The 23,918-nt window shown below is 38.8% G+C and carries 19 protein-coding genes; 10 read left to right on the top strand and 9 right to left on the bottom strand.

Annotated elements, in window-relative coordinates; genetic code table 11:
* Positions 1–10: 10 nt before the first annotated feature.
* Genes LCM23_RS16575 through LCM23_RS16565 form a run of 3 tightly spaced genes read left to right on the top strand, consistent with a single transcriptional unit; the run spans position 11 to position 3,980 of the window.
* Positions 11–1,198: a glycosyltransferase gene (locus tag LCM23_RS16575; protein WP_224937944.1), complete on the top strand. Its 1,188-nt coding sequence runs from the start codon at positions 11–13 to the stop codon at positions 1,196–1,198.
* A gap of 11 nt (positions 1,199–1,209) precedes the next feature.
* The gene (locus LCM23_RS16570; RefSeq protein WP_224937943.1) at positions 1,210–2,397 is read left to right on the top strand and encodes a glycoside hydrolase family 88 protein; all 1,188 of its coding nucleotides are present in this window, start codon (positions 1,210–1,212) and stop codon (positions 2,395–2,397) included.
* A 35-nt stretch (positions 2,398–2,432) separates the two neighbouring features.
* Positions 2,433–3,980, top strand: coding sequence for a lipopolysaccharide biosynthesis protein (locus LCM23_RS16565; RefSeq protein WP_224937942.1), 1,548 nt, complete (start codon positions 2,433–2,435; stop codon positions 3,978–3,980).
* A 52-nt stretch (positions 3,981–4,032) separates the two neighbouring features.
* Here the strand turns inward: LCM23_RS16565 and LCM23_RS16560 are convergent, their stop codons facing one another.
* Entirely contained in the window at positions 4,033–7,425 is a 3,393-nt protein-coding gene (locus tag LCM23_RS16560; protein ID WP_224937941.1) for a chitobiase/beta-hexosaminidase C-terminal domain-containing protein, read from the bottom strand.
* Between the two features lie 241 nt (positions 7,426–7,666).
* Here LCM23_RS16560 and LCM23_RS16555 point away from each other — a divergent pair, with 241 nt between their 5' ends.
* From LCM23_RS16555 to LCM23_RS25960, 5 genes are all read left to right on the top strand, one after another.
* Positions 7,667–9,442 (top strand): ABC transporter ATP-binding protein, encoded by a 1,776-nt coding sequence (locus LCM23_RS16555; RefSeq protein ID WP_224937940.1) that lies wholly within the window; start codon positions 7,667–7,669, stop codon positions 9,440–9,442.
* 45 nt (positions 9,443–9,487) lie between these two features.
* A complete protein-coding gene (locus LCM23_RS16550; RefSeq protein WP_224937939.1) occupies positions 9,488–9,622 on the top strand; it encodes a paeninodin family lasso peptide in 135 nt (44 codons plus the stop codon).
* A 104-nt stretch (positions 9,623–9,726) separates the two neighbouring features.
* Positions 9,727–10,347 carry a hypothetical protein gene (locus LCM23_RS16545; protein WP_224937938.1) on the top strand — a complete coding sequence of 207 codons (621 nt, stop codon included), beginning with the start codon at positions 9,727–9,729 and terminating at the stop codon, positions 10,345–10,347.
* 4 nt (positions 10,348–10,351) lie between these two features.
* Entirely contained in the window at positions 10,352–10,765 is a 414-nt protein-coding gene (locus tag LCM23_RS16540) for a VanZ family protein (RefSeq protein WP_224937937.1), read from the top strand.
* 460 nt (positions 10,766–11,225) lie between these two features.
* Positions 11,226–16,406: a beta strand repeat-containing protein gene (locus LCM23_RS25960; protein WP_455738028.1), complete on the top strand. Its 5,181-nt coding sequence runs from the start codon at positions 11,226–11,228 to the stop codon at positions 16,404–16,406.
* A 35-nt stretch (positions 16,407–16,441) separates the two neighbouring features.
* On the opposite strand, the gene LCM23_RS16530 is transcribed toward LCM23_RS25960, so the two are convergent.
* Positions 16,442–17,527, bottom strand: a complete 1,086-nt coding sequence (locus LCM23_RS16530; RefSeq protein ID WP_224937936.1) for a glycosyltransferase family 2 protein — start codon at positions 17,525–17,527, stop codon at positions 16,442–16,444.
* A gap of 71 nt (positions 17,528–17,598) precedes the next feature.
* Positions 17,599–17,883: a transposase gene (locus tag LCM23_RS16525; protein WP_224937935.1), complete on the bottom strand. Its 285-nt coding sequence runs from the start codon at positions 17,881–17,883 to the stop codon at positions 17,599–17,601.
* A gap of 141 nt (positions 17,884–18,024) precedes the next feature.
* Between LCM23_RS16525 and LCM23_RS16520 the strand changes: the two genes are divergently transcribed.
* A complete protein-coding gene (locus LCM23_RS16520; protein WP_224937934.1) occupies positions 18,025–18,168 on the top strand; it encodes a hypothetical protein in 144 nt (47 codons plus the stop codon).
* Between the two features lie 254 nt (positions 18,169–18,422).
* Here the strand turns inward: LCM23_RS16520 and LCM23_RS16515 are convergent, their stop codons facing one another.
* Both LCM23_RS16515 and LCM23_RS25955 read right to left on the bottom strand, forming a co-directional pair.
* Positions 18,423–19,025 carry a DUF6944 family repetitive protein gene (locus tag LCM23_RS16515; RefSeq protein WP_404826617.1) on the bottom strand — a complete coding sequence of 201 codons (603 nt, stop codon included), beginning with the start codon at positions 19,023–19,025 and terminating at the stop codon, positions 18,423–18,425.
* Positions 19,026–19,535: 510 nt separating this feature from the next.
* Positions 19,536–19,670: a hypothetical protein gene (locus LCM23_RS25955; protein WP_263624323.1), complete on the bottom strand. Its 135-nt coding sequence runs from the start codon at positions 19,668–19,670 to the stop codon at positions 19,536–19,538.
* Positions 19,671–19,795: 125 nt separating this feature from the next.
* Here LCM23_RS25955 and LCM23_RS16510 point away from each other — a divergent pair, with 125 nt between their 5' ends.
* Positions 19,796–20,335 carry a PepSY domain-containing protein gene (locus LCM23_RS16510; protein ID WP_224937933.1) on the top strand — a complete coding sequence of 180 codons (540 nt, stop codon included), beginning with the start codon at positions 19,796–19,798 and terminating at the stop codon, positions 20,333–20,335.
* Between the two features lie 67 nt (positions 20,336–20,402).
* Here LCM23_RS16510 and yidC read toward each other — a convergent pair whose 3' ends face one another.
* From yidC to LCM23_RS16490, 4 genes are all read right to left on the bottom strand, one after another.
* Complete coding sequence (gene yidC / locus LCM23_RS16505; RefSeq protein ID WP_224937932.1) at positions 20,403–21,164, bottom strand: membrane protein insertase YidC; 762 nt, start codon at positions 21,162–21,164, stop codon at positions 20,403–20,405.
* Between the two features lie 26 nt (positions 21,165–21,190).
* Entirely contained in the window at positions 21,191–21,523 is a 333-nt protein-coding gene (locus tag LCM23_RS16500; protein ID WP_224937931.1) for a hypothetical protein, read from the bottom strand.
* A 209-nt stretch (positions 21,524–21,732) separates the two neighbouring features.
* The gene (locus LCM23_RS16495; RefSeq protein ID WP_224937930.1) at positions 21,733–22,188 is read right to left on the bottom strand and encodes a YrvL family regulatory protein; all 456 of its coding nucleotides are present in this window, start codon (positions 22,186–22,188) and stop codon (positions 21,733–21,735) included.
* Between the two features lie 497 nt (positions 22,189–22,685).
* Positions 22,686–23,822: a Ger(x)C family spore germination protein gene (locus LCM23_RS16490; protein ID WP_224938108.1), complete on the bottom strand. Its 1,137-nt coding sequence runs from the start codon at positions 23,820–23,822 to the stop codon at positions 22,686–22,688.
* Between the last annotated feature and the right edge of the window lie 96 nt (positions 23,823–23,918).

Below are 23,918 nucleotides of genomic sequence, written 5' to 3'. Positions count from 1 at the left end.
GGGTATAAGCATGAAAACAAAACTACTCTTTGTGATGAATAACCTCCAATGTGGCGGTGCAGAAAAGGCGCTTATCTCCTTATTACATGCCATTGACTATAAAAGATATGAGGTGGACTTGCTGTTATTTAAAAAGGAAGGCGTATTTTTGAATATCGTGCCAAATGAAGTAACCATTTTAAATGAACAAGAGGAATTTCGTTACTTTGATGGTAGAGTCATCGATAATGTGTTAAAAGCTATTTCATCTCGAAGATTTGATCTCGCCATTTCTCGTATAAAAGCAGCACGTATTTTTAGAACGGAAAATAATGGAGCTGTTTGTGAACAAAAAGTGTGGAAATATATATCCCCATGCTTATCTAATGTAAAAAAAGAATATGATGTCGCCATAGGATTCTTAGAAAAGAATCCTATTTATTTTTGTCTAGAAAAAGTAAAAGCGAAGCGAAAAATAGGGTTTATCCATAATGATTATAAACAAATGGGCATGGATAGAACGTTGGACCTTCCATACTTTCAGCAATTGGACGGTATTATGACAGTGTCAGATTCCTGTGCCGATGTATTACGCCAACAATTTCCAGAATATCAACAGAAAATAAAAGTCATACAAAATATCTTATCTAAATCGACTATTCACACGTTAGCTATGAATGAGATGCCTTTACCATTTCAAGGATTGAAGCTTTTATCTATCGGACGATTACATCGACAAAAAGGTTTTGACTTAGCTTTAAAGACAGCTGCGTTACTGAAGAAAAAAGGCGTACCATTTAAATGGCTCATCTTAGGAGAAGGTAGCGAAAGGGAGAATTTAATCCAGTTATCTACAAAGTATCAATTAGAAGAAGAAGTGCAATTTATCGGAATAAAGGAGAATCCTTATCCATATATTCGCTGGGCAGATGCATATATACAGCCTTCGAGATTTGAAGGAAAGTCAATTGCTGTTGAGGAAGCCAAAATATTATACAAGCCAGTGATTGTCACAAACTATAGCACATCAGGCGATCAAATTATTCATGGACAGACGGGGTTAATCGCAAATATGACAGCAGAATCACTTGCAGAAACGATTCTACAATTATTTGCAGATGAATCTTTACAGCATCAGTTAATGGATGGACTAGGGAAAGAGAAACTTGGAACAGAAGACGAAATCAAGCGTTTTTACCAATATATAAAAGTAGGGTAGGCGAATCTTTAATGATTATATGGCTGTTAGCCTTTTTCATACTGATTTTGGTTGGAGCAATCGGTTTGGATTTATTTCTTATATTCAAAACTTGGTTTTCGCGGATTCATTTTGGCAAATATGAAAATGAACACGATTGGGAGAAACCTATCATCACTACAGTGGCTCGTTGGTTAAAGCGAACACCGAAAGTACCTTTAACCGACCAAAGGCGTTGGGTGGCTTTAGATATCATCAAAGGTCAATATACAAGAGGCGAGATTCAATATTGGCAAGAGGCAGCTTTGTTATTGGCATTACCATCACCTCAGTTTATTTCAGAAATCGATCGTTTTATCAATAAGAAAATCACTCCCTCTGGTGAATGGAAAACATGTCCACAACAGATAGATGGTGCAATCTTAGCTTATGCAATCCTTAAAAATAATCGGCTAAATGGTGAGTGTTATCAGCAAGCAATGGATGAGATGTGGCAAGTGATTCAAGCACATATTGGGAAGGATGGAACCGTCATGTATAGAAAGTCGATGGTAGACTATCGGTACGTCGATACAATTGGTTTTATTTGTCCTTTTCTGATTACTTACGGTGTGAAAAATAATAAGCCGGAGTGCATTGACCTTGCAATTCTTCAAATAGAATCCTTCTTTACTCATGGGATGAGTAGTCAGATAGCAGTACCCGCTCATGCTTATCATATAAAATCAAAGGTGGGGACTGGACTATATGGATGGGGACGAGGAATGGCATGGTTAGCACTAGGCGTGATTGATTCGTGGAAGGAATTACCGAATCATCATCCTTATAAACATGAATTAGAGTTTAGGATAACACAATTGGCAAAAGTCATTTTGAGTCTACAGCAAGACTCTGGTTCCTGGAATTGGTTAATGACTAGAAAAGAAGCGAGAGCGGACTCTTCGACAACGGCGACATTAGGATATTTCTTAGCTCATGCTGCTTATATCGATGAGATTGCGGATCAGTGTTGCCAAGGTAGAGATAAAGCTATTCATTATTTGATGAAGGTAACAAGAAGGACGGGAGCGATTGACTTCTCACAAGGAGATACAAAAGATATTGGCGTTTATTCCCAATTGTTTGATATCCTTCCGTTTACGCAAGGGATGTCGCTAAGATTATTGGCAGAGAAAAGAAGATATCAGGAAGCAAAAAAAGATAGACAAGCTGTGAGCTAATGGGTGTGAACAAAGAAAAGTGAGAAGGGGACAAAATGAGATCACGCTACTCTCTAATTAATATAACAGCAGGTTTAACCAATCAGTTGATTATCACCATGTTAAGCTTCTTATCAAGAACGATTTTTATCCAAACATTAGGTGTAGAATATTTAGGTATTAATGGTTTGTTTACGAATCTTTTAGCGATGCTTACACTCGCTGAAGCAGGTCTAGGTGCTAGCATTATGTACAGTTTATATAAGCCTGTTGCGGACAATGATTATATGAAAATCCGCATTCTTATGAAATTTTATCGTCAAGCGTATATGGTTATTGCAGCAATTGTCTTCGTACTCGGTTTATTGCTTTTTCCGTTCCTTGATTTTTTTGTAAAAGGGGCGAATATTGAAGATGTAGAACTCATTTACTTTATCTTTTTGCTTAATACAGTTGCTCCTTATTTTTATATTCATAAAAATTCATTTCTGAATGTCGCACAGCGTGGTTATATTGTTACAGCCGTTTACACGGTTTCATCGATAGTAACGGCTGTAATGAAAATAGCTATTTTATCTTATACTCACAATTATTTACTTTATTTAATAATTGATAGTGTTATTACAATTGCCAATTCCATTATCCTTGCTGTGATGGTCAATCGAATGTACCCATATTTGCGCGAGAAGGTGGAGGGTAAATTAGATGAAATAACAAAGGGACAAATCACTACCAACGTGAAGGCGATTGTCATTCAAAACATAGGGAATTATTTATTATTCGGGACAGAGCATCTTCTGATTGCATCCTTTGTTAGCTTAGTGGCTGTTGGGATTTATTCGAATTATAAAATGGTCATTGATATTGCTCGTACGTTTATTAACCAGGTATTTAGTAATGTGTATCATAGTGTTGGCAATCTCGTGGCTAATGAATCAATGGTGAAGATCATAGCGATTTATAAATGTTATCGTTTAGTGAATTTTTGGCTGTATTCTTCGTTAACCATTGTATTGGCATTTACATTGGAGCCGTTTATAAGAATCTGGTTAGGAAGCGACTTCTTGTTTTATCAAGAAGCGTTACTCGTCATTCTATTATTGACGTTCTATGAACGTGGCATGCGAAATTCTATATCGGCAATAAAAACTACAGCGGGTTTATTTCGAGCAGATCAATATGCACCGCTATTACAAGCAGGAATCAGCTTAATATTTGCACTTGTCCTTGTACAATTTCTAGGGATTACAGGCATATTTTTAGGGCATTTCCTTAGTGCGCTTTTCGTTCCGTTTTGGTTTACCCCGTATGTGGTCTATAAAAAATTGTTTAAGCTACCAGTAAGACAATATTTTACTTCATATTTGTCTCTTATGTTCATAGGAATGGTAGCTTATTTATTAACGAAAGTCATTCTTATGCCGTTTTCTCCTGTCAGTTTTTCTACTTTTCTTATTTACTTATTTGTCAGTTTAGTGCTACCTAATTTATTATATATAATCGTATTTTACCGAACGGACGAATTCCAATATATTTTAAAAATGGTTTTGACTATACTAAGACGCTTGCAAGCGAAGCGAAGAGATAGAATGCTCTCTTCTTAGCACTAATATTTTAGGTGATTCTTGTCTAGTCCTGGACGTGATATTGGCTTTTTTAAATAGTAGTATTCTGGTAAGTGTGAACTTGATAGGATCCATTCTCATGTTCTTTACCAGTGGTAAAACCGGCACCATCGGTAAATATATTTCTGGCGAGAATGGATTCTGCCTGCGTACTAAAGTCATTGGTGATGGCGCCTTTACCCATAAAAATATTATTATAAATTCTAAAGTTTTGTGTTCTTCCCCATGCCTTCATTGTTGACATAGTAAATTCGTTTTCATAAATAGCTAAACTGCTACCAGCACTTAAGATAATACCTAGGGGCGAAGTAAAACGGTTATACCTCACAACATCCAACGCCATTGCATCCCAGCCATCTTCCCAATCAATGTCACAGCCTGGTGTTCGTCCTTTATTATTAACAAATGTGTTTCCTTCAATTAACCACTCTTGACCACCACACATCGCAAGACCTGTGCTGGTGTTTTCTTCAAAATGACAGTTTTTAATTTTACATTGTCTTGGCATGCCAATGGTACGAAGGAAAGCGACTGCGCCGTTAAAGTCGGTATCGCCATCTGCAGGGGGGGCTTCTTGATAAATGACAATTTTGACCCATTTTGCCGCTTGTGGCTTATCATAATTGTAAAATTGTAGATTATAAGTTTGGGAAGAAATGAATAGGTGATTTTCATCGTAAAAGTATATAGAATACAGTCTGGACCGTAAATAACGGAACCCTTGATAACCTTGAGTGTAACCTAACAAATAATAACTACCCAGTCCTGAAACATTTAAATAGGTAGATGAACGAAAACGATGGCTGTTTATTTCCGTGCGTGAGTTACCTTGATCATCTATATCTCCTGGTTCAAAATGTGACCAGCTAACAACCGTATCACTTTTCACTTCTCCAAGCTCACGGTTATGAATTGTTCCAGTGATGAAATTGAATCCTGGTGATTGATTAAACGTACAAGATTCAAATGAAATATTTTTACAATCATCTATGAGCACACTCAAGCACCCTTCTGTAGACTCTCCAACAGTTGTGTCATTTTTTTCGCCATAAATATGGGTATTTATGAGTTTGGTATTTTCAAGATTAGTAAAGTAGAACATTCTGTAACCTGTTGTTGTTTTTTCACTTGCTTCAATTTGAATCTTACTATCACTGAAATCAATGATGATATTAGTCGGAGGAAACAATGTTCTAACAGTTGGATTAACTAAATAATGGCCGTAGGGGAAAATGACTTTTTTATATGGGCCTAGTAAGGCATCATCAAATGCTGCTTGAATCCCGTTAGTAGTTGCGAGAGCGTTTGTTCCATCTAAATGTATATCATATTGTTCTGCATCCACATGCAAAATGTCGGCTTCATCAATCGGTTGCTCTGCTCGTTCAGATACAGTCAAAGTAAAGCTTGCAGATATTGTTTTACTACTATCATAAGCAGTAATGGTCGTTGTACCGCTCGAAAGTGCTTCAACCACCCCATATTGTACTGTGGCGATTTGAATATTTCCACTTTCCCAGAAGACGATATTATCATTTAGCACATCAAAGGGTAATCCTTCTGATAAAGCAGTCGCCATCAATACAGTCGCTTCACCAACAACCATCGTTTCCTTCTTTTTATTAATCACGATCTCGGTGACCGTCCGATTAGATGGGGGGAGAGAGGGAGATAATTGCACATCTATAGGAATAGTTGTCGTAAAGCTCTGTTCTTCATAGGCTGCCATTACATTTACGGATGTCTGCCCTGCGGTTAATGCCTTTATACGGCCTCTGTTATCTACTTCTACTATTTGTTCATTATTACTTTGAAAATCAAGGGTGAGGTCTGAAGTGTATTGACTTGGAATGGCTTCAATAAATAACTTTTGGCTTTCACCAATTGCTAAAGAGATGGTTTGTGGTAACGCAGAAATGCCAATTAATTGTTCTGTTTGCTGATAATAGTCATAATTGTTTTTTACTTCCTCATCCGTTAATGCCCGATTATAAATAGCAAAAGCCACAATGGTTTCAGGTGCTTGATTATGTGCGACAAAGTCCTTTCTTAATTGAAGTGGTGATTGAATAAGCGCATTTACGGTACTAGCAAAATCAGTAGGTACAGGTCTTGGATCATTCTCATTGATTGCATCATTGATAAAGAGACTGGCTGTTTGATCGGTATTAAATCTGAGTGTAAAGAGATTAATCGCATGTGAATCAATAGGATTTAGCCAATCTTGATAACTTTTCTTTTGTCCTTGTTCATCTTTAAACCAATATGAATTAATGGCTCTTGTGTTTTGCTGTCCTGTTGTAGTCAAATACGGAATAAATACATCTGAGCGTGCAGCTGTGAATTTCCCATCTACTGTTTTCCAGTGCGATCCATTTGTGTTGAAGCTGGCCATTTGGATGGTTAATCCATTTTCAAAAGAAATGAGTTGATTCAGTGGGGAGGCATTTGTCGGTATTTCTACATAATCCTCGCGATTGACTAATAAGCCTTGATCTGTCACATAACCATCGCTCACTCCATCATGTGAAAGACCTATTAAGGAAGCAACGACCCCATGAATCGTATCACTAATAGAATTATTCGTTTCTCCAGAACGGTTGGTAAAGTCATAATGAAGAATAATACCCTCAGTTTGAATGCCAATTTTTTGATACAAGGCAGATTGTAGCGTACTCTTGTTTCCAGCATTATCTATTGCGTAAGCCTGTACGGTTGTGGTCTCAGTAATTATAAAAGGACCTGAATAAACCGGGCTTGTTGAAGTGGGTTCGTCTCCATTTAAAGTATAATAGATCGCCGCTGGTTCACTTGAAGTAATAGTAATTTCGTGTGATTGTGAAAAAAAGCCACTAGGTGTCACCGTTAAAGTAGGTGGTGTTTCGTCTAATTCTAAGGTAGTAACGGTAATGCTAACCCCTGAAGAGGTTTGACCTGCTTCGTTTTTTGCTTGTACGGTAAAAGTATAAAAGGTGGATGGGGACAAGTTTGCTAAAGTGACAGAAGGATTGACGACATTCTCTCTAAATTGGTCATTTTGAGAAATGTCATAAGAGGTAATTCCATCATGATAAAGAGGTGGGTCCCATTGTAACGTAACGGTAGTAGCAGTTACTTGATGAATGATTAAGTTTTCTATATTTCTTGGAGGTGATTCAGGCTCAGGTTTGAGTTCGTCATTATTTAACCAAGAACTTACATAACATCTAAAAGGGACAGATGATTGCACAGAGAGCGTGTTAAACGGAGCAAAGTTTCCCTCGAATGTTTCATTTGCCTTAACGGTAATCGTGATATTGTGAATGTTAAATGACAACGAAGTGGTTGGATGTAAATTTGTTATTTTTAAACGGATCATCGCGGTATCGTAATTCTTAATCGTTGGTGCATTATTCTCAAAATAATCTTTGATAATAAAAATCACTTTTTCTCGCCTCCTTTTCTAGATAGGTTATCTTATGCGCGTACTGTCGCTTTTTTACTATATATTTATGTTTAATAGTACTTTAGATGAGAAAATCAGTGTCAACCATTATGAAAGTAATTAAATATAGTTCGTTTAACCTAATTTTTATTGACGTCTAGTGGTGAATCATGGTAAATTGATAATGATAGTTCGTTATATAGAATATAAATGTTCTTTTTTAGGAATAAGGAGTGGTTACTTGAAGGATATTGTCTATTTTTTAAAACAAGTTTACCAATACGCTGGCTGGAGACTATTCGCTAGCTTAATAGCAGTTACAATTGTCAGTCTATTAGATGGATTAGCTATCCTATTACTAATCCCATTGATTCATTTTACCGGAATGGTCGATTTCGGCTTAGAAAACTCCTTTTTATCCTCTTTTTCCTTATTCGAACATGTACCATCTAGTGTAGTACTGCCGTTGATCTTACTGATTTTTGTTGTCATTGTAGCTGTTCATCATCTTATTGAAAAAGCTGTGATGATAAAGCATACGCGCATACAAATGGGTTTTTTGACACATTTACGGATGAGTATCTATCAGGACATATTGTTGAGTAATTGGTCTTTTTTCCTGAAAAAGAGCAGTTCCGATTTAATCCATACAGTGCTAACCGAGATTGCTAAAACAAGTGGTGGTACGAGGTCTATTTTACAATTATGTACGAATCTGATTTTCGCTTTCGTGCAAATTGGCATGGCGTTTATTCTGTCTCCGTATATTACAAGCTTTGTCCTTTTGCTTGGCATGGTGGCCATTTATATGAACAGGAAATATTTGAAGCTGACACAAGCTTTTGGTAAACAAAATTATACGTTAGGTAAAAAATTCCTAGCCGGAATAACAGACCAATTAGGGGGAATCAAGGAAATTAAATCTAACCATTTAGAAGAAGCACAACTACGCTGGGCTGGTGAAATGACGGCTCAAATGCAAGAAGAACAAGTGAATTATATGAATACGAGATTACGTTCACAGTTGAATTATAAAATTTCATTAGCTGTATTCATCGCGGTCTTTGTTTATCTATCTATTCAATTATTTCAAGCTCAATCAGCAACACTATTACTAATTGTTGTTATATTTTCTCGCCTTTGGCCGAGAGTTGCAGGTATTCAATCCTCTTTAGAACAAATAACAACAGCTATCCCATCTTTTAAAGCGGTAAAATTATTACAAAGTGAATGTAAACAAGCTCGCGAGGAACTTATTTCATCAGATGAAAAACTCAAATTAGAGAACAGTATTACTTATCAACAGGTGTCTTTTCGCTACGTTAAAGAGAAATATGCCTTAAAGGATATTAATGTAACGATCCCATCAAAAAAGATGACAGCAATTGTCGGCAAATCAGGTGCGGGTAAAAGTACATTCGTGGATTTACTGATGGGCTTAAATCAACCACAGGAAGGCGCATTGTATATTGATGGACATAAGATTAGCAATCAGTCTCTTGCCCTTTTAAGACAGAGCATTGGTTATGTCTCTCAAGAGCCTTTCTTATTTAACGGTACGATTAGAGAAAACTTGCTACTCCTTCGCCCGAATGCGACAGATCAAGAACTATGGCAAGCATTGACCTTTGCTTCAGCAGCTGATTTTGTGAAAAAATTACCTGAATCTTTAGACACTTACATTGGCGATCGAGGAATAAAGTTATCTGGTGGTGAGAAACAAAGGCTTGTTTTAGCAAGAGTGATTTTAAAAGATCCTTTAATTCTTATACTTGATGAAGCAACGAGTAGTTTAGATACCGAAAATGAAAAGAACATTCAAGAGAGTATTGAACAATTAAAAGGAAAAATGACAATCATAGTAATTGCTCACCGCCTCTCCACCATTAGAGATGCCGATCAAGTAATCGTGTTAGATGAAGGTAAAGTTGTTCAAGTCGGAGAATTTGTTCAATTATCTAAAGATAAGAACCAGTTATTTAGTCAACTATTACAGAGGCAGGTGGAGGCAATGTAAATATTACCTTTTCCTAAAGAAAAAATAGAAAGGATTCGTGATTTTATGAAAAAGCCGTGGGGAGAAGTAAAACTGGAAGTACTAGATGTAAAAATGACCATGAAAGGTGGAGGACATGGGGGAGGAAAGGATCCCCAGGATCCTGCTGATCCAGAGCCGGAAACAGATATCTACAGTTGAGGAAATGTCCTTATGTACTTTTGTACATAAGGATTTTTTACTAGAAAAGAGATTAAGTTGTTTATTTCAGGGCGCTCTGCGTTTTTTATTTAGGTGGTGAGTATATGTTTAAAAAAGTAACTAGTCAGAAGGAACAAGAGGCTTTTGCTGCTACATGGGAATATTTTTGTGAGAGGAATGGTTGGCATAAAGACCCTTATGCACAAACAGGCGAGAGGTATCAACTATTGTTATCTAAAAAGGACCCGACCATTATCGGTACGATTGAATTTATTCCTTATCATGAAGAAGCGCAAGTAGAAAGGTATTTTCGCTTTTCTAAAATCCCATCTATTTTTCAACAACAGGAACGGGTATGGGAGATAGATAAACTTTGCTTACATAAAGATTATCATAGACAAGGGTATTTCTTTCATTTTTTTGAAATCATTTATGATCATGCCCTTCTTCATCAGCCGAAATATTATATAGCTATATTAGAAAAAAAGTTATATCGACTTTTAAAAATGTCTGTTGGTCGACGAATAATACGGGTCGATAAACAAACTGTCAGATCAGAAGCATCACTTATTCCAGTTGTAATACAGATAGAACAAATAATGAAGGATGATACAATCTTACAGTCACTTCTCTTGCGTAGAAATAAATTATTGTTGTGGAAATATTTCTTCAGAACAGGATTAAACCGATTGAAAAATAAAGCTGTGCGTATTCTTAGGGGGTAAATCATTGGTACTTTGGAGATACGGAAAACAGGTTAGTTGGATGCTCATGACGATTGGTTATATGGTTTTCATTTGGCTTCAATCTGAATATTTTAACCCCCAATTAATTGAAATATATGCTTATAGACTAGATTTTCCTATATTAGTAATTCTCGGCACTGTTTTTGAATTATTGCATCTTATCGAGTTTGGCATTTTATTTATTTTCCTTATCTTTACCTTTAAGGCCAATCCAAATGGGGAGTTTACAAAAGAGAAAATGATTGTTTGTTTCATTTTGTCCTTACTTTATAGTCTGATTGATGAAATTCATCAATTATATGTTCCTTATCGTTCTTTCTCTTTTGTTGATATTTTTAAGAACTTTATCGGTATTTTCATTATTTATTATATTGTTAAGAAAAGGTATAAGTGGTGAATTGTAGTGTCCATTTCTTCTCTTCAATTAAAGCTTTTTTATTTCGTTTATTTTGTTACAATTGTCTATTTACAGGCGAATACACAAACAGAATACTTCGATGGGAATAGCATATAGGTAGTTGAATATGAAACGTATATAAAATAAATAGATAAAAAGTTTATTAGTATCTATAAGGGAGAGAGGAAATTTGAGATATGTGAGAATCATCGAGGAAATCAATCAATTGAGGCAATTGTTAAGTAATATGTATGAACAAGGCCTATTCGATGGTGAAGAGGTAGAAGAGAGGCTCACATATCTTTTTCAATTGCTGTTTCCGGATAGAATAGGTGAATTTTTACAGGAAATTCATGAGATTCCTGATGAGTCTCTTAGACTCTTGGCTGAGATTTTACAAGATCCCATATTAGTTCCAATCTTGAGAGAAGTAAGTGAAGGAGCAGCTGGTGAAATAAATATGCCTCATGCTTGTAGTCAAAGATGTAATTGTCGGATGTGTAGATGGTGCAGAAGAGGGGTAACGGGTGCAACAGGAGTAACTGGACCAACGGGTATGACAGGTGCAATAGGCTTAACCGGGGCGACTGGAATAACTGGTTCCATAGGAACCACCGGCCCTAATGGTGTGACAGGAGTAACGGGAATGACTGGAGCTACTGGCTTAACAGGTAGTGCAGGGGTGACGGGAACAACTGGAGAAGCAGGGGTCACAGGCGTTACTGGTCCCACAGGCACAACAGGTATCACTGGGAGCACAGGAAATACCGGAGCTACGGGTCTAACTGGAAAAATGGGATTAACAGGTCCAACAGGGACCACCGGTTTGACCGGGATAACTGGAGAAACAGGTTCAACAGGAGTCGCAGGCTTGACAGGGGCTACGGGCGTATCAGGTGTGACGGGAAGTACTGGTGCGACAGGAGTAACGGGAATGACTGGAGCTACAGGAATCACAGGCCAAATCGGTCTTACAGGGAGTACCGGAGCCACTGGCAACACCGGAGTAGCAGGAATAATGGGTTTAACAGGAGCAACAGGTTCAATCGGTTTGACGGGAGTAACAGGATCGACGGGGATCACCGGTTCAAGGGGCTTAACAGGAACAACAGGAACAACAGGAATAACGGGAACTACGGGTTCAACAGGAGTAACAGGGGTCACGGGTCCAACAGGCTTGGCGGGAATAACCGGAGTGACAGGTTCAATCGGTTCGACGGGTCTAACGGGAGCCACAGGTTCAACGGGTGCAACAGGAATCACCGGAGCAATTGGCTTGACGGGGTCTACGGGTTCAACAGGAGTGACAGGTATCACAGGAAGTACTGGACCGACTGGAATCATTGGAACTACTGGTTCAACTGGTAACACAGGAAATACAGGTCTTACGGGTCTAACTGGCTTAACGGGCTTAACAGGTGCAACTGGAATTACGGGGTCAATCGGTTTGACAGGAGTCACCGGTTCAACCGGCTTGACGGGAGTAACCGGTTTAACAGGGGCGGCCGGAATCACAGGTCCAACTGGTACAACAGGATTAACAGGTATAACGGGACCAACCGGCTTGACCGGAATAACTGGTCTAACCGGTGTAAACGGTTTGACTGGGACTACAGGAACCACTGGGCTAACAGGAGCGACGGGGATCACAGGCCCAACTGGCTTGACGGGAGTAACCGGTTTAACAGGAACCACAGGATTAACAGGGTCAACCGGAATCACTGGTGCAATAGGTTTAACCGGAGTAACAGGTCTAACAGGGACGACCGGAAACACGGGTTCAACAGGAGTGACTGGCATTACGGGAAGTACAGGTTCAACTGGTGTGACTGGCATTATAGGTCTAACGGGTCCAACTGGCTCAACAGGGTCAACTGGAATTACCGGTCTAACGGGTATCACCGGTTTAACAGGCTTGACAGGAATCACAGGGAATACCGGAGTAACGGGTAGTACTGGAACGACGGGAACTACAGGAACTACAGGTCTAACGGGAGTAACAGGAATTACCGGAGCAATAGGTTTAACCGGAGTCACAGGCCTAACAGGGACGACCGGAATCACGGGTTCAACTGGCGCAACGGGCGTAATAGGTCTAACAGGATCGACCGGAATCACCGGATCAACAGGGATTACAGGAGCAACTGGCTCAATGGGCTTAACAGGAATTACGGGGTCAATCGGCTTGACTGGAGTAACCGGTTTAACAGGAACAACCGGTTTGACAGGAGCCACGGGAGTCACGGGTTCAACAGGAGTGACCGGTATAATAGGAACTACGGGAGTTACTGGTAGTACTGGATCAACAGGAGTAACGGGAACAACGGGTTCAACCGGCGCAACGGGAGTAATAGGGCTCACAGGATCGACTGGAATTACCGGCTTGACAGGAGCTACAGGTCTAACTGGAGCCACGGGGGGCACGGGTTCAACAGGAACAACAGGAATTACGGGGTTAATCGGCTCGACAGGATTAACGGGTTTAACTGGACCAACAGGAATCACAGGAACAACTGGTTTGACAGGAGCTACGGGTTCACCAGGAGTAACAGGAATCACCGGTTCATCCGGCACGACGGGTCTAACAGGGGGAACTGGAGTAACAGGTTCCACCGGCGCAACGGGAGTAATGGGGCTTACAGGATCGACCGGTTTAACAGGAATCACGGGATCAACGGGTCCAACCGGTGTCACAGGAACCACAGGAAATACTGGGTCAGTCGGCTTGACGGGAGTAACTGGTTTAACTGGATCAACAGGAGTCACGGGAACAACCGGTCTATCGGGAATCACCGGTCCAACCGGAGCAACGGGTATAACAGGATCGACCGGCATCACGGGTTTAATTGGAGCCATGGGTCCAACAGGAGCGACAGGAATAACAGGATCAGCAGGTTTGACAGGTTTAACAGGGTCAACAGGAACAACAGGAATTACGGGGTCAATCGGCTCGACAGGATTAACGGGTTTAACTGGACCAACAGGAATCACAGGAACAACTGGTTTGACAGGAGCTACGGGTTCACCAGGTGTAACAGGAATTACCGGTTCATCCGGCACGACGGGTCTAACAGGGGTAACTGGAGTAACGGGTTCCACCGGCTCAACGGGAGTAATGGGGCTTACAGGATCGACCGGTTTAACAGGAAACACGGGATCAACGGGTCCAACCGGCTTGACAGGAGCTACAGGTCTAACTGGAGCCACGGGTTCAACAGGACCGACCGGTATCACGGGATCAACTGGCTCAACGGGCTTAACAGGAACCACAGGAAATACTGGGTCAGTCGGCTTGACGGGAGCAACGGGTATAACAGGATCCACCGGCATCACGGGTTTAATTGGAGCCACGGGTCCAACAGGAGCGACAGGAATAACAGGATCAGCAGGTTTGACAGGTTTAACAGGGTCAACAGGAATCACAGGAACAACCGGCTTGACAGGAGCTGCAGGTCTAACTGGAGCCACGGGGGTCACGGGTTCAACAGGAACAACAGGAATTACGGGGTCAATCGGCTCGACAGGATTAACGGGTTTAACTGGACCAACAGGAGTCACAGGAACAACCGGTTTGACAGGAGCTACGGGTTCAACAGGAGCGGCCGGAATCACCGGAGCAATAGGTTTAACGGGAGTAACAGGTCTAACAGGGTCGACCGGAAATACGGGTTCAACCGGTGTCACAGGAACCGCAGGGCTAACGGGAATCACAGGTCCAACTGGCTCAACGGGCATAACAGGAACCACAGGAATTACTGGGTCAGTCGGCTCGACTGGAGTAACTGGTTTAACTGGAACAACCGGTTTGACAGGAGCTACTGGTTTAATTGGAGCCACGGGTTCAACAGGATTGACCGGTATCACCGGAAGTACTGGAGCAACGGGCATAACAGGAACCACAGGAATTACGGGGTCAATCGGCTCCACAGGATTAACGGGTTTAACTGGACCAACAGGAGTCACAGGAACAACCGGTTTGACAGGAGCTACGGGTTCAACAGGAGCGACCGGAATCACCGGAGCAATAGGTTTAACAGGAGTAACAGGTCTAACAGGGTCGACCGGAAATACGGGTTCAACCGGTGTCACAGGAACCACAGGGCTAACGGGAATCACAGGTCCAACTGGCTCAACGGGCTTAACAGGAACCACAGGAATTACGGGGTCAGTCGGCTCGACAGGAGTAACTGGTTTAACTGGATCAACTGGTTCAACAGGAGCGACCGGTATCACTGGATCAACAGGAATCACCGGTTCATCCGGCACGACGGGTCAAACAGGGGCCACAGGAACTACAGGGCTAACGGGAATCACCGGAGCAATAGGTTTAACAGGAGTAACAGGTTCAACAGGAGTGACCGGTATCACCGGAAGTACTGGAGCAACGGGCATAACAGGAACAACAGGAATTACGGGTTCAATCGGCTTGACAGGAGTAACTGGTTTAACTGGATCAACAGGTCCAACAGGAATCACAGGAACAACGGGTCCAACAGGCTTGAGTGGATCAACTGGCCTAACAGGGGTAACCGGTTTGACTGGGGCGACAGGAACTACTGGGCTAACAGGAGTGACGGGGATCACAGGCCCATCCGGCTTGACGGGAGTCACGGGTTCAACAGGCCCAACCGGCTTGATTGGAGCTACAGGTCTAACGGGAGCCACAGGGGTCACGGGTTCAACAGGGGTGACCGGTCTAACGGGAAGTACCGGAGTAACGGGTGTTACTGGAGCGACAGGATTCACGGGGACTGCAGGCACAACCGGTCTAACGGGAGTAACAGGAATCACAGGTGCAACCGGCTTAACGGGTGTAACAGGACCTACGGGTCTAACGGGAGTCACGGGTTCAACAGGGGTGACCGGCATCACTGGAAGTACTGGACCAACGGGAATCACGGGCCCAACCGGTACAACTGGTTTAACAGGGCTAACGGGAATAACAGGTCTAACAGGGTCGACAGGAATCACCGGTAGTACTGGATCGACGGGAATCACCGGTTCAACAGGCTCAATCGGCCCAACGGGAGTCACAGGTCTGACTGGGCTAACAGGTCCAACAGGAGCCACGGGACTAACAGGATCTACCGGAATCACGGGTCCAACAGGTCCAACCGGAGCGACAGGAATCACAGGTGTAACTGGTCCATCGGGCATTTCAGTACCTATTGTCGGATTTTCAGCTAGAACAAACTTAAGTGGGATTAGTACTTCACAACAAATTGCTAATTGGAATATTGCTTCGCCAAGCTATAGTAGTGCAAGTTTTAATGCTACTACAGGTACTTTTACAGTACCAAATACAGGGAGATATTCTATTAAGGCAACAATTAATTATCAAACAACTACCACTATTTCTATAGCTATCGGTGCAGGAGTTAGTCCGACTTTTAGTGTTAGAAGAATATCTACTTCAACAGATTTAATTACTGGTGTATTTCCTATTCTAGATGTGAATATTGTTTTATTATTGAGTCTGAGAACTATATTAGGAGCTGGAACAGTTACTCTTTCAGGTGATATGACTTTAAATGCGGGAGATACAGTGGGTTTATTCTATAATGCAAATGGGCTTACAATTAGCTTGAATTTGGGATCAGGGGCTTTACCCATTGTTTGGTCCATCCACCAAATTGGATAAAAAGAGCAATGTGGGAATTATTATCCTCACATTGCTTATTTGATGTAATTCTCTTTGAAAAAAAGCTCGTTATGATTGACTCTTGGATCATTGGGTCGGTACTCTTTTGCTTTACAGTGATGGAAATATGATTGATTTTCATTACCATTTTGCCAGTAACAATAACATAGTTGAATATGTGGGTACCAGGTAGTATAAGATTCATCTTTAAAATTAAAATGAGTCGGTTCCTCGAGCGTAGTTGCTAATTGATACCAAAAAATGGCCTTATTGAAGTCATTTTTTTCTTTATAAATATCACCAATTTTACAAGCGGCTTCGGGTCTAGGTGTATCAAACTTCATGGTTAAAATGAGTGCATCAAGCTCACTTTCTTCTATATTTAAATGTTTATAACATTCAGCTATAGATAAGCATGCCCTAATTTCATCCTCGACCCATCCCTTTTTACTTTGTAAAAATTGTGCATAATAGGCAATTGCATTTTCGAATCTAGCATGGTCTTTTAGTTCATTTGCAAAATAAAACAAATCCCTTGGTGAAAACTCCTCACCCTTTTCTAACCTTTTCTCGTATATTTTAATATTGCGATCACTTTGTTCATGATGAGTTTGTTTCCTACTTTTATTATGCTTAATGGCAATATCTGACTCAATAATATGGCCCCCGACTTCCAAATATTCATGGACAGGCCCATGCCACTTGAAATGTCGGTCTCTTTTAACTAACCGATGTCTACGAGAACTAAAGGTTGGTTTATTTTCCTCATCAAAGGCTAAATGGTAGAGCATCGCGACAGCATCTACGTCAAAAGATAACGCTCCTTTTAAGTCTTTCATTTTTTGTCTGTCATCTGGTAAAAGTATATCGTCTGCATCTAACCAGAGAATATAATCTTGTGTGGCTTGCTCAAAAGCATAATTCCTTGCTGCGGCAAAATCATCTGTCCATTTATAGTGAAAAAGATGTTCAGTAAATCCTTTAGCGATTTTCTCTGTTTTATCTGTTGAGCCCGTGTCTACAATTATAATTTCATCACATAAATCAGACACACTTTTTAAGCATTCAGCAAGTACTTCCTCTTCATTTCTTACAATCATACAAAGGCTAATTGTTATCATCCCGTTCACCACCAAATAAAGAATCCTTATACTATATGAATGGTGAAAGAGATGGGTTCAAACCTAATTAGTTATTTCATTGCAAGTCTTAAAAATAGTAAATAAAGTAAGAAAACCCCGAGATATCCCCCTGTTATTAAAAATAAAGGGTTAAGAAAGACGACATGGACGGTTGTCATAAATACTAAGTTTTCGCTAATGATTTCATAAACTGTTGTAGCTGTTATACTTTCAAAAACGATGAGGGAAATGGTAGCAAAAGAAATGAGCACAATATGTGTGGGTGCCCAATATTTATTAGCAAAAACCATTAAAAGGGGAATCATTATAATCATCAATACAATGAAAAATACCATTAAAAAACCCTCCTAAGAAGAGTGATAGGATTAGCTTCTGTTATTTTTCAAAGAAAGATACATTTATTTTCCGAAAAATATAAAAACGAAAAGGAACTTACCTAGATTTGTCGAATGATAGGTGAAAAGGAGTTGAGAGTAATGAAACAAGTGAAACAACAACAGTGGATTTGCTCTAAATGTGAGAAAGTAATAGAAGACAAGAATGAATATATCGATAATGATGGTGTTTGTGACCAATGCTATTCTCGTAAACTGAAAATAAGGCGTGGTTTTAAGGTTTAAGAAAAAAATTAGCGAATCCCATATTTGTAATAATCAAATATGGGACACCGCTTATTTTGATTTGTGAACAACTCTTTTAGTTAAACAAGTCATACAAATGATCTTTCTTTTTACAATTTGTATTTCATGATAATAAACAAGCTCTTGACATTTATTGCAAAGCACAAATTCACTCATAAAATTTACACATCCTTTCTTTAAAGGTATATGTAAAAAAAGAGGTAAACATGATTACTTGTACGAAGCTTATAAACTTACTCATTAATATGAAGTGCAATTTCTTGAAGCTCTTCTTTCATTTGGCCAATAAGTGATAAAACAGACCCGATCGCCTGAATCCAACTACCATAAAACCCCAATGCTTCACCGCTCTCACTACTCTTGTCTCTTAATGTTTCTATCCCTCCTTTTGCTTGCATACTATTGCCAATTCCTTGAAGGAAGCCACCAACTATATTTAAAGATCTACCCGAGGGTGTTAAATCAAAAAACTCATCACTTAATGCAACAAAACTTCCTAAAGCTTGGAGCCAATTACCAGTAATGATTATTCTTTGGTTCAAATCTTTATTCGGGTCAAAAAGGATGCCTGTGACAACGAGAGAATTGCCGACAGCTTGGACTTCATCACCAATAAGCTCAAGCGAATAGGTTCCTTGACCATCAGCGGAAAGTGCTTCGCCTGTAGCTTGAAGTATATTCCCTTGCAAACGCAAATCAATTTTTAGCTGTTGATTGATAGGGATTTGAGGCGTACTTCCTAAAGCTGCTTCAATTGTACCGATAGTTGACAATACAGAGCCAAAAATCTCCTTTAGTTGACTATTCAGGCCTAATCCCTCCCATACTCGCTTCATTATATGTATGTGGTGAAGGAAGTGGGTTTGTACTTAAGGAGATAAAAATGAAAGATATACATTTATCGGTACTTCTTCCGAATAAAGACCATTTATTAACTAGTACACAACCCGTAGTAAGAGTCGGCTCATTAGCAGCTAGGTACATCAGCATAACCTCATCGACTAACGGTTTTTTGGCAATTAGTTTATCTTTTTAAAATTGTCTGTTGCCAGTTCATCGCAATGGAATCAGGCAGGGCTCTATTCATACGAATATTCTACTCTTTAGCAATATGAAGTAAAGCCAGTCGATTGTGTCTCCTTTATTGCTTGAACTTTTAAGAATGTCCCATCTAATCAACATGGACTTTTTTTATTCATCATTTGTTTTATCCTCAGAAACTCTTTTATACAAGGATTGAATGCTGTTAAGTCTGATTCATTTGCTTAAACTTCTCTCCCTCATTTACAACATTTAATTTTTTAAAGCATTTTCTTCTCTTGCTTGATCATTTATATCTGTTACGATTACTTCTGCACCTTTTGAGCAAACATAGGAGAACTGCAGCGATTATACGAGATATCTCCCCAGTAATAATCTAATCGTAAATCTGTTGTAAATCCCATTATCTTATCTTCTTTCGTTAGCAGTGAACTTAACAAATAACTTGATTCACCTACTCTTAAAGGTTAACTTTAAGTAAATACAACCTAATACTTGTTTTTTATTTGAAAGAAGAGGGAATATAAAACATAAGTACATAATAGTTAAAGGAGAACGATTAAAGATGAAGAGATTTTTACTTATATTATCGATAATGACGATTTTTTGTTTGACTGCATGTGGCGATGGTGATGGTGAGGGCGATTCTAAGAGTGCAAACATGGATAAACCTAATCTAGCTGAAGAAGAAATTGAAGTGAGTCTCCAAAATGCCGTAGATATCTTTCTGCGAGAATTCGAAGTGGATTATATCACAAAAGTCGAATTAGATAGTGATATGGATCAATGGAAATATGATGTGGCTGGAACTTCTAATGAAAAAGAGTATGAGCTTGTGATTGATGCACAAACTGGAGATATTTTAGATAAAAGTGAAGAGGCCATTGAAAAAGGGGACGAAGAACAAGGTATTTCATTAAATGAGATTATCTCACCTTCAGAAGCGATGAAAATTGTTCAATCAGAAACGAGTAATGAAATCGGTGGTTGGACATTAGAAGTAGAGAATGGAACAGAGCAGTATGAAATCGAAGTCAGAGATGGTAGTGAAGATATCGATTATATTATAAATGCGATAAGTGGTGAGTTAAAAGGCAAAGATTAAATTTTTTCCTCAGCAGATAGTAAAGTCCAATGATTAATTTAATCATTGGACTTTTTTTAACCGATTATTAAAGACTAGGTTGTACGACGGGTGATTTCTTATATTTTTTCTGGATGACATATGTCTGGATAATAAGGAATAATCCACTCACTGACCAATATAAAGGCAGTGCAGCTGGTGCAGATAGGGAAATAAACAAGATCATTGCCGGTGAAAGGTATCCCATGATTTTCATTGGTCCTTGTTGTTGATCCTTTGGTAATTGCATAAGGGAAACTCTGAATTGCAAATAATAAATGACACCAGCGATAATAGCCATTGGAATATTGGCGTGTCCTAAGCTAAACCATAAAAAGCCATGGGTAGCGATTTCAGGAGATGTTCTAATAGCATAATAAATAGCCATCAAAATCGGCATTTGTATCAGCAAGGGCAAACATCCCATATTCATTGGGTTGACCCCATGTTTCGCATATAAACCAATAAGCTCTTGTTGTAATTTTTGCTTCTTAGCTTCATCTTTTGTTTTGTTAATTTGCTCTTGTATAGCCTTCATTTCAGGTTGTAACGCTTCCATTTTGACCTTCATCGATTGAGAGCTTTTTACTTGTTTAACGGTTAAAGGTAGCAAGATCAACCTTAATAATAAAGTCACTAGCACAATACTCCAACCATAATTTCCGTGGAATATGCCTGCAAAAAAGTCGATGATAGAGATCAATGGCTGCACAAAATAATGATGGAAAAAACCTGTGTCTGTACCACCGTTTGCTTGACAGCCTGCTAAAAACAATGAACTTGTAATTACTAACCATATTATTTTCTTCAAAAATATTTCCTCCTCTAATGATTGTTTTAATTAGTCATTAGAGAAAGAAAAGCTTCATCGCTATCGTCTGGACTTTCTTTGCGACGGACTGTAAGTAAACGGTTTTGTTTACATGCCCAATTAAGCACATTAGAAAGAACAGATGCGTAGTGGTTAATTAAATCAGCGTCTGCTTCTTGAAGTCGATAAAAAAGCATGCCTGTATTTCGTTGTAAGAAATATATCGTTAAGGCGGGGAGTAGGATTGTTAAGACAATACCAGCTAACGTTAAGTCATGAATGGTTTGATAATCAAGTTCAAAAAGACCAGCAAATATCATCCCAAAGATTATGGTATGATTGAATAATAAATGTCTCATTAGACTGCTCCCCTCCTTTCAATTCTTTTACATATTTTCATCATAATCATAACGGAATCGGAAGGAAAAGTAAATGAAGCAAGACTTACACGCTTTGGACATCCTTTTTGTAACTATTATATTTAAATATTAAGTAGATAGTACAAGCATCTTTTTCTGGTACAACCATTCTAAAAAATGGTGTTAGGGGAGTATTCATGATTGTTCGTCTATTCTTTTTCTCCATCCTTCTCTAAGCCTTCACATGCATACTCTATTAAAGAAAAAATCAAAGCTAAAATAATTGTAGCGACCAATCCGATTTGGATAGAATGCATAACATAATCCAAAAAAGACACAATCGCCCAGTTTGTCAAAAAAGAAAACACTAAAGATGTAACCTGCTGTTGCCTCAGGGTATATTTCCCCGAATGATTCATCAATAAAATGAGTGCTCCTATAAAAATATCAGATACGATTCCAATGAGAAAATAAAGCAAAATAAATGAAATGATGGATAGGAAGGAGTCAAATTTGATGTTAAGTAAATGAAAGGTTCCTAGAGTACTAAAAAAGTAAAGAGCAAGAACGAATGATAAGACCAACAGAACAATGATGCTTATCGCGATAGTTGCCCCAATGATACTTTTGAAGTTACTTTTCTTTAATGATGGTTTGTCTTTCATCTTCTCATCCTCTCAATAGACTTTATTAATGTGTAAAATTTTACAGTGTATTAAAGTGTTTGCCAACTTATATAGTTATTCTTTTTAATAATCTTGTAGCAGGCATTGAAGGTCATGTACCGTTTTATTTCTATAGGGAGGGCCATCATTAGATGTATCAGTTCTAGATGAATTGTTTTGCCTTAGTGAGGCTATCGCTTTTTGCTACCGGACACTATTATAGGAATAACTCAATTAAAACTTTAAGGGGTTATATAATGAAAGCAAGAAAGTGAAGAATGAATGGCTCATTGTGTAACAAAAGGGCTCTAGGTGCTTGATATAGAGAGGTAGTTGAAATTTGGCTAGGAGAAGATGGCAAAGGAAACCGATGAAAAACAATACAAAGTTGTCTTTTAAAGGGCCTTTGCCTCTCTTTATTTTACTTTATGCCCTTATATTACTTTTAATTGAAGTCCTAAAGGTAAGAGTCATTTTAAGCAAACAATTACTCACTTTTACTTGCTTCTTGATTTATATACTTTGTTTGGACTATGAGAATATTTAATTTCTACATTTATATCTTCGGCAGTAATATTCTTAAACATGTCTTGAAATTTGTGTTGCTTCCAAATTTTATTATGATGCCTAAAGAGGTAATCTTCAAAAAGGTATACATCTATACCTTTTTCTCGCCCAGATTTTAAAGATAAGAACGCTTCTTCTCTGATTTTCTCTTCAACTTTATGTTTAAGTGCATCTTGATTTACTTCGGAGGCTCCCTCTCTTAAAATGATTGTGGATTTTATGTTTAACTTGAATTTAGAATGAAAGTTGTCTTCCTCCAACGTTAATTTCGTTTTAGGGTCTCTAAGTTCGACTTCAACAGGATCGTTTTTATTTTCCATATTGACCTGAATTAAACTTCTTTCTACATCTGCCTGCTTATTAGCTTTGATATACCCATTTAACTGAGATGAGTTCAAAAAACCTATGTAGTTCCCGCCTTTAATAAAATATCCTCCATTTAAATAGGGTACTAAAAATTTTAATTCATTTTTTCTCACATTATTATCAGTTATTTCAATTCGTGGTAGTAAGATAGTCTTTGTCGCTTCACCTAAACCAATAAGAAATTTAGTTGCATCAATAGCAGGTACTTCTGAAACTTGTGTTTGTGTGTCTAGAGGTTGGTTAATAATACTACTTGTATAGGGATAATAAAAAGGCATTTTAAGTGTCAATATTTTCTCCAAATCTTCACTTGTACCATAAATCCACCCATGGACACGTATGTTGTAATTCGAAGATAGTGAATCAGTCGTTTCCTTTAGTTTATACTTGATTATATTTTCTGAAAAAATAAAGCTATTGATATGATCAAAATTAATTTTTATTTGCATCGTTTTATAAATATTAATTAATGCTTTATTTATTGTATTGCCTTTTCCTACACCCAACCATACAGGTTTATCTTGATTAATAGAGCTGCTCTCGGTCTTAGCTACATTTGAAAAATCTAAGAATTGAACATATACCACATATTCTTCGTCAATAAAGTCAACACCAAAACCAATTGCGTATGCTTGATATTGAATTTCTACAGGCTTTTGACATCCACTTAACAAAAGAAACATAAACATGGTAATGAGGATCCTCTTAATTTTAACTCTCCCCTTTAAGGTATACTATCTTAACTTAGAGTGATGTTAAATGGACTTAAGTATTCATAAATTATAAAGTCATTTACA

The sequence above is a fragment of the Cytobacillus kochii genome (genome assembly GCF_020171845.1).
Lineage (GTDB): Bacteria > Bacillota > Bacilli > Bacillales > Cytobacillaceae > Cytobacillus > Cytobacillus kochii.
This window is presented reverse-complemented; position numbering and strand designations above follow the sequence as displayed.